The sequence below is a fragment of the Amycolatopsis albidoflavus genome (genome assembly GCF_039525725.1).
GTDB classification, from domain to species: Bacteria; Actinomycetota; Actinomycetes; order Mycobacteriales; family Pseudonocardiaceae; genus Amycolatopsis; species Amycolatopsis albidoflava.
Genome location: NZ_BAAAHV010000011.1, coordinates 1 through 13,582, shown reverse-complemented (window position 1 = coordinate 13,582; position 13,582 = coordinate 1). Strand labels below are relative to the sequence as shown.

The 13,582-nt window shown below is 69.0% G+C and carries 14 protein-coding genes; 2 read left to right on the top strand and 12 right to left on the bottom strand.

The window, feature by feature from the left end:
- Positions 1 to 46: 46 nt before the first annotated feature.
- The 12 genes from ABD156_RS14945 to ABD156_RS14890 form a co-directional block, all read right to left on the bottom strand.
- A complete protein-coding gene (locus ABD156_RS14945; protein ID WP_344272504.1) occupies positions 47 to 1,474 on the bottom strand; it encodes a dihydroorotase in 1,428 nt (475 codons plus the stop codon).
- Positions 1,475 to 1,485: 11 nt separating this feature from the next.
- The gene (locus ABD156_RS14940) at positions 1,486 to 2,391 is read right to left on the bottom strand and encodes an acetamidase/formamidase family protein (RefSeq protein WP_344272501.1); all 906 of its coding nucleotides are present in this window, start codon (positions 2,389 to 2,391) and stop codon (positions 1,486 to 1,488) included.
- The gene (locus ABD156_RS14935; protein WP_344272498.1) at positions 2,388 to 3,086 is read right to left on the bottom strand and encodes an aldolase/citrate lyase family protein; all 699 of its coding nucleotides are present in this window, start codon (positions 3,084 to 3,086) and stop codon (positions 2,388 to 2,390) included. The genes ABD156_RS14940 and ABD156_RS14935 overlap by 4 nt, the downstream gene beginning before the upstream one ends.
- A complete protein-coding gene (locus ABD156_RS14930) occupies positions 3,083 to 4,021 on the bottom strand; it encodes a branched-chain amino acid transaminase (protein ID WP_344272496.1) in 939 nt (312 codons plus the stop codon). The genes ABD156_RS14935 and ABD156_RS14930 overlap by 4 nt, the downstream gene beginning before the upstream one ends.
- Positions 4,022 to 4,033: 12 nt before the next feature.
- Entirely contained in the window at positions 4,034 to 4,435 is a 402-nt protein-coding gene (locus ABD156_RS14925) for a cupin domain-containing protein (protein WP_344272493.1), read from the bottom strand.
- Positions 4,432 to 5,334, bottom strand: coding sequence for a polysaccharide deacetylase family protein (locus ABD156_RS14920; protein WP_344272490.1), 903 nt, complete (start codon positions 5,332 to 5,334; stop codon positions 4,432 to 4,434). The genes ABD156_RS14925 and ABD156_RS14920 overlap by 4 nt, the downstream gene beginning before the upstream one ends.
- Positions 5,331 to 6,014: a cysteine hydrolase family protein gene (locus ABD156_RS14915; RefSeq protein WP_344272487.1), complete on the bottom strand. Its 684-nt coding sequence runs from the start codon at positions 6,012 to 6,014 to the stop codon at positions 5,331 to 5,333. Before ABD156_RS14915 ends, ABD156_RS14920 begins: the two co-directional genes overlap by 4 nt.
- Positions 6,015 to 6,087: 73 nt before the next feature.
- The gene (locus tag ABD156_RS14910; protein ID WP_344272484.1) at positions 6,088 to 7,683 is read right to left on the bottom strand and encodes an ABC transporter substrate-binding protein; all 1,596 of its coding nucleotides are present in this window, start codon (positions 7,681 to 7,683) and stop codon (positions 6,088 to 6,090) included.
- Positions 7,684 to 7,801: 118 nt separating this feature from the next.
- A complete protein-coding gene (locus ABD156_RS14905; RefSeq protein WP_344272482.1) occupies positions 7,802 to 8,653 on the bottom strand; it encodes an MBL fold metallo-hydrolase in 852 nt (283 codons plus the stop codon).
- A complete protein-coding gene (locus ABD156_RS14900) occupies positions 8,650 to 9,477 on the bottom strand; it encodes a hypothetical protein (protein ID WP_344272479.1) in 828 nt (275 codons plus the stop codon). The genes ABD156_RS14905 and ABD156_RS14900 overlap by 4 nt, the downstream gene beginning before the upstream one ends.
- A gap of 253 nt (positions 9,478 to 9,730) precedes the next feature.
- Entirely contained in the window at positions 9,731 to 9,964 is a 234-nt protein-coding gene (locus ABD156_RS14895; protein ID WP_344272476.1) for a hypothetical protein, read from the bottom strand.
- A 27-nt stretch (positions 9,965 to 9,991) separates the two neighbouring features.
- A complete protein-coding gene (locus ABD156_RS14890; protein ID WP_344272473.1) occupies positions 9,992 to 10,903 on the bottom strand; it encodes a hypothetical protein in 912 nt (303 codons plus the stop codon).
- 251 nt (positions 10,904 to 11,154) lie between these two features.
- Here ABD156_RS14890 and ABD156_RS14885 point away from each other — a divergent pair, with 251 nt between their 5' ends.
- Positions 11,155 to 12,765 (top strand): amidohydrolase, encoded by a 1,611-nt coding sequence (locus ABD156_RS14885; RefSeq protein ID WP_344272470.1) that lies wholly within the window; start codon positions 11,155 to 11,157, stop codon positions 12,763 to 12,765.
- Positions 12,766 to 13,049: 284 nt separating this feature from the next.
- Positions 13,050 to 13,523 carry a GNAT family N-acetyltransferase gene (locus ABD156_RS14880; RefSeq protein ID WP_344272467.1) on the top strand — a complete coding sequence of 158 codons (474 nt, stop codon included), beginning with the start codon at positions 13,050 to 13,052 and terminating at the stop codon, positions 13,521 to 13,523.
- Positions 13,524 to 13,582 lie beyond the last annotated feature (59 nt).

The window sequence follows — 13,582 nt, the reverse complement described above, 5'->3', positions numbered from 1 at the left end:
AAAAAGGCGCGGCCCGAACCGGGCCGCGCCTTTCTCCAGGGCAGGGTCAGCAGGCCGGACGGCTCGCCACGTCCGAGGACAGCGACTGCTTCAGCAGCCGTCCGCCCGGGGATGGGGAGCGCAGCGCGCCGTTCTCGACCAGGATCTGCCCCCGCAGGACGGTCAGCCGGTTGCGGGCCGCCGCCTCGTAGCCGTCCCACGGCGTGTAGTCCGCCTCGTGCAGGTCAGCCGCGGTGATCTTCCACTCCAGACCCGTTTCCATCAGCGCGAAATCCGCGTCGCTGCCGACCGCGATCGCGCCCTTGTGCGGGTAGAGGCCCATGATCTTCGCCGCGTTGGCCGACGTGAAGTCCACGAACCGGTTCAGCGGAAGTCCGCGCCGCACCACGGCTTCGGTGTACGCGACCGCCATCCGGACCTCCACGCCGGCGTGCCCGCCGGTGGCGTCGAGGATCGTCTGCCCGCGCGTCTTCACGTCGAGATCGGTGCACACGCCGTCGGTCGCCAGCGTGCTGAGCGTGCCCGCGACCAGCGAGTGCCACATCGCGTCCCGGTCCGCGGCGGACTTCAGCGACGGATAGGTGTGGTAGATGACGCCGTTCTCGCGTTTGTAGTCCTCCGCGGTGTAGTACGCGTAGTGCGGCAAGACTTCGCCGTACACCGGCTGTTCCCGCCCGCGCGCCTCGCGGATCGCCTCGATGCCTTCAGCCGCGCTGACGTGCATCAGATAGATCGGCGCACCGACATGCCGAGCGAGCGTGATGACCCGCTGGAACGAAAGCTGCTCGGACAACGCGTTGTGCGCGTCCGGCATGTACGGCACCGCGGTCTTCTGCTCGCGCTGCAGCCGCTTGTACGCGTACATGACGATGTCGTCGTCCTCGCCGTGCACGCACAGCATCGCGCCGGCCTCGGCGGTCTTCTCCATCAACGCCCAGATGTGCCCGACGTCGGTCTTCTGCTTCGGGCGCGTCGGCGTCGTGTTCGTCATCCAGACCTTGAAACTGCCGTGCCCGGCCGCGACCACCTCGGGCACCTGGTCGAGGACCTCGAACGGGATCTCCGGCTGCGCGAAGGTGCCGTGCAGCGCGTAGTCGGTGTACGAGCTGCCGGACCATTCCTTGCCCTTGCGCTCGAACGACTGCCACAGCTCCTCCCCCGGCTTCCAGTGCGCGAAGTCGATGAGCGTGGTGGTGCCGCCGTGCACCGCGCCCTCGCTGACGCGGTCCGGGCCGAAGCATTTGATGCCGGATTCGGCGGCGGTCGGCAGCACGGAGTTGGTGTGCACGTGCGGGTCGATGCCGCCGGGGACGACGAGCAGCCCGGCGGCGTCGACGGTCCGGGCGGCCTCGGGCGGTTCGCCGTGCCCGGACTGGAAAAGCCCGACGATGATTCCGTCAGCCACCGCGATGTCGACGTGTTCGACCCCGGCCGGGGTCACCACGGTGCCGTTGCGCACGATGAGATCGAGCATGGTTTCCTCCGCTACGGTTGGGCACGCGTCAGCCAGGACGCGTGCGGCGTGCCTGCGAAATGCGCGACGTCCACCGCCGCTTTGGCCGACAGCCGGGCGTTGACGAGCTGGCAGATCCCGACGTCCGCGGCGATGCTCAGGAACATCGCCGCGCGCTCCCGGGTCCAGCCGAACGCGTCGGCGGTCAAGGCGAGCAGGTCGTCGAGCGCCGCCTGGACAGCCTCGGCCAACGTGTCGCCGTCGCCGATGGTCAGCAGCCTGCCGTCCGCGCTGAGCACCAGCGGACGATCGGAGCCGGTCGGTGCCGCGCGGTGCCAGGACAGCGTGACGGCGCCTTCGACTTCGACGCCGGTCAGCGACGATTCGCCGTCGCCCTGGCAGGCGTGCAGATCGCCCGCGTACAGCGCGGCGCCGTCGGTTTGCGCGGTCAGGAAGATCGACGCACCCGCGGTGAGTTCCTTGCAGTCGAGGTTGCCGCCGTGGACGCCGACGGTGCTGCTGCCGGGTGCCTCGCCGGGAACGCCGACGCCGATCTTGCCGACCATCGGGTGCACCGGGATCCGCACGCCGTCGCCGAACTCGACATAGCCGTCCTTGATCGGCACCGAATGTCCGGAGGTGCCCAAGCCCGGGACCGCGCCGCGTCCCGGCAAAGTCACCAGCGCACCTCGCTCGGCGATGTCGATGCCGTGGAGGTCGACGCGGATCCGGTCGCCCGCGCGGACTCCCGACAACCGGACGGGGCCGGTCAGCGGAATCGACAGGTCGGTGTAATCGCGCGACCGGTCGAAGCCGCCGCCGGTGTGGAGGCTGCGGGTGCCCAGGACGAACCGTTCGTGCTCCGGCACCTCGCACCGCGGCGGGGTGTCCGCGCCGAACTCCTGCTCGACGCGCTCCGTGCTGACCACCATCGTCATCGGTCGGCCTCCGCCGCCAGCCCGCCCAGCACGCTGAGCAGGCACTTCTCCCAGTACACCGAGCAGGCATCCGCACCGCGCGCGAACGCCGCGGCAACCCCGGCCGCGTCCGCCGCGGGCAGCCCGACCGGCACCCCGTGCTCGCGGAACACCCCGAGCGCCTGATCGATCAGCTCAGCCACCTCGGATGCCGACCCCGGCCGGTTGATCCGCACGTCGTCCGCCAGGTCGGTCGGCCCGAACCACGCAGAGTCGACCAGCCCGGATTTGGCGAAGGAAGCCGCCTGCTCAACAGCGTCGGCGGTCTCCACCAGTACCGCAATCCTCGGCGCACCGCTGAAATCCGTGCCGTACCGGCTGGCCCGCGAAACCTGCCGCGATCGAGTTCCCGCCGGCGGAAAGCGCGTCGCCCGATGAGCGGCTTCGATCTCCGCGAGCGTCCGCACCTGCGGCAGCAGCAGCTCCGTCACCCCGGTGTTGGCGTATGTGACCAGCGTCTGCGGCGACAGATCCGGCACCCGCACCGAGACGTCGACGCCGCTGCCCGCCAGCGCCAGCACGACGTCCGCGCACCGGTCGGCCGAAAGCGTGGTCTGTTCGGCGTCGAGGACGACGAAGCCGAGCCCCGCCTGCGCGATCTGGCTGATCAGCAGGCGGTCCGGCTCCGCCGTCAGGACACCGACCCGTCGGGTCACCTGGCCACCGCGGCGGGCGCGTACACCGGCTGCGCCCAGCCGCGGTCGGCGGCGACGCGGTTGCGCACCGCGCGCCGGTAGAGGTCCTGCAGCTGCCGGGTCAGCTCGCCGGGTTCGCCGTCGGCGACCGGGATCCGGTCGACCGAGCTGACCGGGCTGACCTCGGCCGCGCTGCCGCAGACGAACACTTCCTCGGCGGAGTACAGCTCGGTGCGGTCGATCGGCCGCTCGGTCACGTCGATGCCGAGCTCGGTCCGCGCCAGCTGCAGCACCGAATCCCGCGTGATGCCTTCGAGGATGCTCTCGGTGACCGGCGGCGTGCACAGCTTGCCGTCGCGCACCATGAAGACGTTGTAGCCCGCGCCTTCCGACACGTGACCGTCCACAGTGGGCAGAAGCGCGGCGTCGTATCCGTTGCGGCGCGCCTCAAGCAGCGCGAGGCGGCCGTTCTGGTAGTTCGCGATCGACTTGACCCGCGGCGGCATCGACCGGTCGGAAATCCTCGCCCAGCTGGAAATCTGGACGTTCAGCCCGGGCCGGTCGAAGTACCGGCCCATCGGGATCGCGGCCATGAAGACCGTCGCGGGTCCGGTGTCGTCCGGTTTGCCGTCCGGCGAATCCACGAACACCTGCGCCCGCATGTGCAGGTCCTCGTGCAGGTCGTTCGCCCGGATCAGGCCGAGCAGCTGCTCCTCGAGCTGGTCGACGTCCGCTGGCCCGTCGATGCCGACGACCCGCATCGACGCGACCAGGCGCCGCATGTGGTCGGCCACCCGGAACGCGTACAGCTCGCCGGCCTCGTCGTCGAAATATGCGCGGAAGCCCTCGAAGACGCCGACGCCGTACTTGGTCGAGGTCGAAAGCACGTGGAGCTGGGCGTCGGCGTAGGGCACGAGTTCGCCGTCGTGCAGCAGATAGGTGGGTTTGGCTCCCATGGGGATCGCTTCCTACTCGTCGGGGATGAAAGTCCAGTTCTCCGCGACGCTCATGCCGACCACCAGGTCGACGTCCTGGTCGGTGTCGTTGGTGAGGCCGTGGACCACGGACTTCGGGATGTAGACGGCGTCGCCGGGCCGGGCGCGGAAGTTCTGGTCGCCGAGGTGGATCAGCGGTTCGCCGCCGACCACGACGTAGAACTCCGAGGCGTCCGGATGGTGGTGGCGCAGGTGGTGCTGACCGGGCCGGATCCGGCCCCAGCTCACGTTGAGGTCGTCCGACCCGCTCAGCTGCGGGTTGATCAGCGGGCAGACGAGACCCTCGTCGCGCTGGCCGCGCAGCCCGGTCTTGTCGAGTTCGGTGAACCCCTGCTGCGCGACGCTGTGCACCAGGCGGCTGAGGTCGAGCGTCACCGGGCACCCCGCGGCGCGTGGTCGATCCACCACTGCGCGATGTCCGCGCGGGTGGCGAACCAGACGCCCTCTTGCGCGAGCGCGTACTGCAGGAACCGCCGCAGCGCGATCGCGACACCCGGCCGTCCGCCGATCCGGCAGTGCAGGCCGACCGACATCAGCTTCGGCACCGTGTTTCCCTCGTGCAGCAGCATATCGAGACTGTCGGAGAGCACTGCGACGAAGTCGTCCGCCGTGCCGAGGCTGCCGGGACCCCAGAAGCGCGCGTCGTTCGTGTCGCCCGCATAAGGAACGATCAGGTGTTCCGACTCGCCCGCTGGCACGAAGTAGGGCAGGTCGTCGCAATAGGCATTCGAATCGTAACGGAAGCCTTCTTCTACGAGGATTTCCCGCGTCTTTTCCGTGATGCCGTCGCGCAGGTAGAACCCGACCGGACGGACGCCCGTGGTCTTCTCGACCGACTCGCGGGCGCGGCGGATCTCCTCGCGCTCGTCCTCCTCGGGCATCCCGACCGTGCCCTGCCAGCGGTAACCGTGGCAGGCGACCTCGTGTCCTTCGCGGATCAGCGCCTCGGCGACCTGCGGATTGCGTTCCAGCGCCATGCCGCAGGCGAAAACCGTGGACGGCACTTCGAATTCGCGCAGAATGCCGAGCAACCGCCACACACCGGCACGGCTGCCGTATTCGAAGAACGATTCCTTCATCATGCTGCGCCGCTCGGGCGGGCTGCTCCAGCCGCCGAAGACGGAAATGTCCTCGTCGGCCTCGTCGCCGTGCGCGATGGAGCTTTCCGCGCCTTCCTCGTAGTTCAGCACCACCGAGACGGCGACCTTCGCGCCGCCCGGCCACGGCACCGCCGGCGGGTGCTCGCCGTAGCCGATCAGATCGCGCTCGCTCACGACGCCACCCGGCGGCGCGCGCCCGACTTCCACGCGGCGATCGCTTCTTCGAGCGTGCAAGTGTCGTGCCGGGCCCGCATCACGGTCATCGCCGCGTTGTGCACCTCGGTGTCATACGCGCCAACGCAATCCTCGACGAGCACGGCGTAGAAGTCGTGGTGCGTCGCGTCCCGCAGTGTCGCTTCGACGCAGCCGCCAGTCGAAATCCCGATCACAGCTACCGATTCGATTCCCTGGCTGCGCAACAGCAATTCGAGTTCGGTGCTGATGAACGCGCTCGGCCGCCGTTTGGTGACGACGGATTCGCCCGGCTCCGGCCGGCAATCGGCACAGAAGTCCGTCGCCGGGTCGCCCGCCAGGCTGAGCCTTCCCAGGTCCACCGAGCGTCCGTTGGCGATCGTGTACAGCGACCGCAGCCAGGCCGGCGGCGAACTGTGCGCGTCCGGCAGGTTTTCCACGCGGACATGGAAAACCGGGACGCCGTTCTCGCGGGCCGCCGCGATCGCCTGGCCGCAGCGGCCGGAAACGCCGCTCATCATGGACAGGTCGTGGTCTTCGCCGATGGTGCCGCCCTTCGCGACCGCGCCCTGCTGCATGTCGATCACGAGCAGCGCGTTCACGGCCGGGTCGAGCAGTTCTTCCAGGGTGTCGCGGACTTGTTTGCCGCAGATTTCGATCATGTGCTCAGTCCCCTTGTATTTCGTGGCCCGCGCCCGGCTCCGGCAGTCGCCCGGAGCCGGGCGCGGGAAGTCGTCAACCCGCGATGCCGGACCAGCGGATCGGCCCGTTCGGCAGCGGGGCCGCGGTCTTCTCGCCGCCTGCCGTGACGACCAGGTTGGGCGTTTCGACCAGCTCGATCACCGGCGTCTGGGTGTCGCCGATCCGCGCCAGCTGCTTGAGCAGGTCGGTGCGCTTGGCGCTCTGGTCGACCGGAGTCCCGGCCAGCTGCTGCCGCAGGCTGTCGTAATTCGGGTCGGAGAACCCGGTGGTGTTGTTGGGAGAGTTGGAGAATTTGATCCAGGCCAGGTATGCCGGATCGGCGATGACGACCGGTTCGCCGTACAGGACGGCCTGGTAGGTGCCGCCGAGGACGGCGGTGGAGAAGTCGGTCGGGCTGGCCATCGGCCGCAGCGTGACGTTGATGCCGACGTTCTTCAGCATCGACTGCACGAGCACCGCGGTGCGCTGCGAAACCGGACCCGGGCGGGTCGGGCTGTAGGTCAGCGTCAGGTCGAACCCGTTGGGGTAGCCCGCTTCCGCCAGCATGGCTTTCGCTTTGGCCGCGTCGAAGCTGTAGGCGTCGCCGAACGCGCCGAGATTGAAAGTGGCGTTGAACGACGATTTCGCGGGTTTCGCGTAACCGAAATAGGCGCCGGTGACGATTTGCTGACGGTCGATCGCCATCGAAATCGCCTGCCGCACCCGCACGTCGTTGAGCGGCGGTTTCTGGGCCGACAGCATCAGGTTGTCCATGTTGAGCCCAGGACAGTCGTGCACCTTGACGTTCGGCTTCGCGGACAGCGCCTTGTACTGGTCGTACTGGAAGCCGCTGGCGACCTGCGCCTGACCGGACGTGACGATCTGACTCCGGGTCGCGTCGGTCGGGACCGCCTGCACGGAAAGCGAGTCGATGCCCGGTTTCTGCCCGCCGTAACCGGCCACTGTGGACACACTGAGCGCCTGTCCGGGAGTGAAGGAGTCGAGCTTCCATCCGCTGTAGTCGGCGATGTTCTTGGCCAGCCAGTCGTGCCCGATCGGGTCCGCGCCGGTCGTGTGTTTCTTCGCCTCGGTACTGTCGTACACATACGCCAGCGGGTTCTGCAGCATTTCCTCGGTGTAGGAATTCCACTTTTTTACGTTCAGCGAAACGGTGTGCGGATCGACCACGGACACCAGGTTCGACGTGTCGTATCCGGCGATCTCGAAGGTCTTCTTCAACACCGGCTGCGCTTTGAACCCGTAGGTCTCGAACGACCATTTCACGTCGTCCGCGGACAGCGTGTTGCCGGTCTGGCTCTTGAGCGAGCGCAGTTTCACCGTGATCGCCGTATGTGCCGGGTTCACCTCGATCGAATCGGCGATCAGCCCGGTGACGCCGTTGGGCGTGGAACCGCAGCCGTTCGCGGTGTCGCCCTGCTGGTAGGTCGCGAGCTGGGAACCCAGCCCGGAAAGGACGAGCTGCGACGCCGCCCCGCCCCACGGGGCGATAGTCAGCGTGTCGGGCAGGCTCTGGACTGCCATCACGACGTGGCGGCTGCTGCTCGCTTGCTGGGGGCCGCCGCCGCAGGCGGTGATCCCGGCGGCCAGGAGCAGGACCGCTCCCGCGGCCGCACCGTGCACAGGCCTCATTGTTCGCTCCTTGCTGACGAGCGCGATCAGGGGTGAGAGGTGAGCGGGTCCGTGAAGGGAACCCTGAGGGAATCAGAGTCCGTGAAGGTTCCCCTCACGGCATTCGCGCGAGGCGTTTTCAGGCGCGGTAGGCCTGTTTGTGCCCGGCGCGGACGATCGGCAGCACGTCGAGCAGGTCGGTGATGACGTTGCCGTGCGTGGGGCACACCAGTTCCGCGCCCAGTTCCCGGGCGAGGTCGGCGACCCCCGCGTACCGTTCGTCGGCGTCGTCGACGAAACGGGAGAAATACAGTGCGCTGCCGGTGAAGAACGCGGCGTTCTCCACAGCGATCGGCTGGCGCAGTTCGCCGGTCGTGAGCCCGCATTCGCCCGGAAGGTGCGCCGGGTCCTCGTCGTCGAGCTCCGGCCGGTGCATGTAGCAGAATCCGTCCGCGGTGAAGAGGCTTTTCGCGCGCGGCGCGTAGCCCCACTGCGTGTTCGGCAGGTCGCGGATCATGGCTTCCACCACCAGGAATTCGTGCCCGCCGCCGAGATCGAACCGGTCGCCGGGCCGGGTGGCGCGCAGGTTCGGCACGACCTCGGGATAGAAGAGGTGGTAATCGCGGACGTCGCCGATCACCTGAATATCCGGGTATTTCTCGACGAATCGCGGCAGATTGCCGGTGTGCGGCAGTTCCGGATGCGTCACGAACAGATAGGTGAGATCGCGGCCGCCGAGCACCCGCTCGACCACCTCCTCGATCGCCCACCAGCTCGACGGGGCCCCGGTGTCGACCAGGACCGAGCCTTCGGCGCCCTGCACCAGATACGCCGAGTTGTGCCCGTGGATGAGCCGTCCGTCCACTTCGAACGGAAGACAGGCCCCGATCCAGGTGACCCCGTCCGCGACGAGCCGCGGCAGGTCGCTGCTCAGCTCGTGCGCCATCGCGTCCAGGTCGAGATCTTCGATCTTGCTTGCTGGCTTGTTCACGCGCCCACCGTCCTCAAAGCCTGGAGCATCAACTGCAGATGGCGTTCGACGACCGGACGGCCGCGCAGCACACAACCCCGCGCGGGCGCGATGATTTCCGGCTGCAGCGTGGAAAACCGGTCCTCCAGCCACTCGCAGAGCCGGTTGGTGGTCGCCTTGCGCAGCCATTCGTACTTCGCCACGAGATGACCGACGACATCGTCCACAGTGGTCGAGTCCTCAGTGGACGGATCGATCACCCGCGACGCCGCCGGGTCGCTGACGATCCCGTGCGTGAACACGTCGGAGGTGAATATCGCACCGGTTTCCGCGTCCCAGCCCCAAAACGTCGGAAGAAGCCGCAACAACGGGGACTCGATCTCCAGCGCCCGCCCGCCTGCGCCGACCTCGAGCCGCGGCGCACGGGGCATCGAATCCCCGCCCTCGCTGCGGGTGTCGATCTGCTGACGCCGGCCTTGGTAACGCATCCGGTGGACGTCGTCGAAAGCGTCGAAGGGATTCACGACGCCGCCGGTGAAGAGCGCGGTAATGTCGAATTCGCGGGAAATCGGCTCCAGATTGGACACACAGTCCATCTCGCCGCGAGTGAAGAAAACCGCGAGTTCTTCGAGCCCGCCGAGCGAGGCGCGCAGCCCGTCGAGCACCGCTTCGCGGTGAATGGCCAGCCCCGAGTCGACCAGCAGCGCACCGGACGGCTCGGTGAGCAGATAGCAATTCGACGGCTGCCAGCCCTCCGCCGTCGAAGGCACCCAGCTGACCCGACCGTCGATCGGGATCATCCCGCCGAGGGCGGTGAGCTTGCCGGGAATCAGCGTTGTGGTCACGTCTTCATCGTGATGAAGACCCATCAATATGTCAAGGACAAGTGTGCGCCGTTCGGCCCAGCCGGACAGCCCGATCCTCGTCCGGCCGCAGGTGGAAGGGAAGAGTCCGGAGTGGACGGTAGTTTTCCACGCGCTGACGGGCAGGCAGGGTTGAAGAATCACCGATCTGACGCTGGGGCTGGGAAAAGTCCGTTGCGCGGGAAGAAATCCACCGGCGCTTCCGGCTTCAACGCAGTGAAGACGGCCCTGGGGATCAGGCCTGCGGCGCAGCCTTCCACGCCCTCCGCACCACCCGCCGCCGCCCGTCCGCACGCAGCATCGACCCGAACCGCAACCGCGCCTCCCCCGCCAGCTCCACGCCGAGGTCCACCTCGAACCCGCCCGCCGACGTCACGACACGCAACCCATCACCCCGCCCGGCAAGCCCAGCGACCCGATCCCGCGCCACCGCCAGCAACTGCACCCCATGCGCCAACGGCCGCGTCAACACACGAAGTGAAGACAGCTCTGCGCATCAGGCTTGCGGCGCAGCCTTCGACGCCCTCCGCACCACCCGCCGCCGCCCATCCGCACGCAGCATCGACCCGAACCGCAACCGCGCCTCCCCCGCCAGCTCCACCCCGAGGTCCACCCCGAACCCGCCCACCGACGTCACGACACGCAACCCATCACCCCGCCCGGCAAGCCCAGCGATCCGATCCCGCGCCACCGCCAGCAACTGCACCCCATGCGCCAACGGCCGCCGCCCCAGCACATGCCGCACAACCACCAGCTCCTGCCGCGTCAGCACGACGAACGCCGCGGGCCGGGATTGCTGCCACAGCCAGCGCCGCGGCAGTTCCGGTTCCGCGCCGAGATAGCGCGTATGCCGGGTATGCCCGAGCGCCACCAACGGCGACGCCGGAAGCCGGTCCCAGCCGAGAGAAGGCGGCCCCGCGTGTGCCGGTTCCGCCGAACCGGGCCGATGCGCGCGCGACCGCACGTGCGTCAAGAGGTCCGCCACCGCGGGCCACGCCCACGAGCGGTAGCGGAAAACCAGTGTCGTCCGGACGCCGGTTAGCACCAGGCAGGCGTGCTTGCCCGCCATCGCGTGCTCGACCGCGATCAGCTCCGGATACGGGATCGCGCCGACGATGCGCGGGTACGGCAGGTCGTCGACCCACAGCGCCACCCCGCGCGCGCCCGCGCCCAGCGCCTGCTCCGGCGTCCACACGACGCCGTCGCCCGACGGCCGGGTCGCCGACGGGGCCAGCACCACCTCGCCCGGGCCGACCAGGTCCGCGAGGTCCTCGGCCGCCGCGCCCGGCCGGGACCAGCGGGAAGGCGGTTTGGTGTCGAGCCGGTCGGCGAGGTCGCGGCCGACCTGGACCTCCCACGGCTGCGCCGCGGCGGTGAGCTCGGCCCGCGCCGAACCGGTGCCGGACATGCGAGCCTCCTGCCGCCGCGGGAGCCGGGCCGGGTGCCCTGTGCTTCCAGCGTATACACCGCCGCGCGGCCGCTTCTCATTCCGCGGCGCACCGGGGTGGGACCGAGATCACCCGATTGCCGCAACCCGCTTCGACGATGCGCCCGCACCCGGACCGCCCCTAGAATCGGCAGCGCGGCACCGTGGCCACACCGTCCTTTGTGGACACAGCGCCGCGCGGTCAGCCTGCGTCGAACCTGGAGGGAACCCTCGTGTCCGCACCGGAATCCGTGCAGATCGTCACTGCCCGGCGCATCGTGACCATGGCCGGCTCCGAGTCTCCGGCCTTCGCAATGCGCGGCGAATGGGTCGTCGCGCACGGCACCGTCGCCGACCTGCGCGGCGAGTTCCCCGCGGCGCAGGTGCACGATTTCGGCGACGCCACCGTCATCCCCGGGTTCAACGACGCCCACCAGCACCCGACCGTCGTCGCCGCGCAGACCCTGCAGGTCGACCTGTCGCCGTCGCGGATCCGCTCGACCGCCGACCTCACCGCAGCCCTGCGCGAGCGGGCCGCCGCGACGCCGCCGGGCGAATGGGTCATCGGCTGCGGCTACGACTCGTTCCGCAGCAACGGCGGCCGCGAACTCACCCGCACCGAACTGGACGAGGCCTGCCCGGACCACCCCGTGCTGGTCGTGCACGTGACGCTGCACGCCGGCGTCCTCAACTCCCCCGGCCTCGCCCTGTCCGGCCTGACCGACGCCAGCGAACCCCCGCCCGGCGGCCACCTCGGCCGCGACGCCGCCGGCCGTCTCGACGGCGTCGTGCACGACCAAGCCCTCTACGACCTGGCCTTCCCCGCCTTCACCCCGCGCCCGACCATCGTGCGAGACCCGCCCACCGAGGTGCTGGCCGCCGCCTTCACCCGGCACGCCGCCGACCTGCACGCCGCGGGCATCACCTCCGTCGGCGACGCACTGGTCGGCCGCACCGAATGGCAGACGCTCCGCCACCTGGCCGACCAGAACCAGCTCACGCTGCGGGTGAACGCCCTGGCCGCCTACGACCATTTCGACTACTTCCGCGCTCTCCCCGAGTCGCCGGTGGCTCCGGAAACCCGGCTGCGCCTAGGCGGCGTCAAGACCTTCGCCGACGGTGCCGTCAACGGCGGAACCTGCCTGGTCGAACAGCCCATCGAAGGCACCGACAGCTACGGCCTGGAGCGCGTGTCCGCAGCTCAACTGGCCGCCACCGTGCGGCACGTGCACGACGCCGGATGGCGAGTCTGCGTGCACGCCAACGGCGACCGCGCGATCCGCCGCGTGCTGGACGCCGTCGACCAGGCTCAAGCCGCCAACCCTCGGCAGGACCCGCGGCACCGGATCGAACACTGTTCCATCATCGACGACGAGATCCTGAAGCGCATGCGCGACCACGGCATGGTCGCAGTGCCGTTCGCGAACTACGCCGCCGCGCACGGAGACAAGCTGACCCAGTACTACGGGGCGGAACGCGTCGAGCGGATGTTCGCCCACCGCTCGATGCTCGACGCCGGGGTCGCCGTGGCGGGCTCGTCGGACCATCCGTGCGGGCCGTTCCCGCCGCTGTACGCGCTGCGCAGCTGCGTGACGCGCCGCGCTCCGGACGGGGAGTTGTTCGGGCCTTCGCAGCGGATCAGCGTCGAGGACGCGCTCGGCGTGTATACGACGGGGTCGGCTTACGCTTCCGGCGAGGAGACGACGAAGGGCCAACTCGCGCCGGGTTTCCTGGCCGATTTCGCGGTGCTGGTGGAGGACCCGTTCGAGGCGGATGCGGAGACATTGGACCGGGTGCAGGTGCGAGAGACTTGGGTCGGCGGGCAGCGGGTCTGGTCGGCCTAGCGGCTGCGTGGCGGGCGTGCCGTGAGGGGAACCTTCACGGATTCTGCGTCCAATGCCAGAGACTTAAGGCGGCGCTCTCGGCACGATTGAGCTGCGTCTGCCCAAGTCGATGGAGTCGCGGCGCGGGCGGCAGGAGCGGGATTGTCGACTGTGAGGGCCTCCTTGAGGGAATCTGATTCCCTCAAGGAGGCCCTCACGGCACGCGACCTCCTCCGCCAGCGGGCCGATTTATCGCGGAGAATTCGATATTTTCAAGATAAATCGCGACGGCTACCGTTCTCGGAATGAACGCTGTCGTCGTCCGTGCCACGCCTGAATCCGTTCCGCGACTCGTCGCCTCGGCCACGTCCTTGTTCGCCGAGGACGGCGCGCTGCGCGATCCATGGATGGACCTCACCTGGCCACACCGCGAAGGCCCCGCCTACTATGCGGATCTAGCGCACCGGAGCGATTCCCTGTGCCTGCTGGCGCTCTCCGCCGCAGGCTCAGCGATCGGCCACCTGATCGGCCGAACCCGCCGCGCCGACCCACTCCGGCCCGGGGCGGTGGTCGGAGCGCTGGAGAGCATGCGCGTCGACCCCGCACACCGCGGAACCGGCGTCGGAACGGCCTTGGCAGACGAATTCTTCGCGTGGGCCAGAGAATTCGGCGCGAACCAGGTCAGCGTCACGGCCTATGCAACCAACGACTCCGCCATCCGCTTCTACCGCGGCCGCGGCTTCACCCCGTTCGAACTCGCCCTGCACGCCCCGGTCTAGTGTCCTGCGCCTGAAGTCCGCTATCTAATTGTAGGATGCGGTGATGGCGGGTCGTGGAC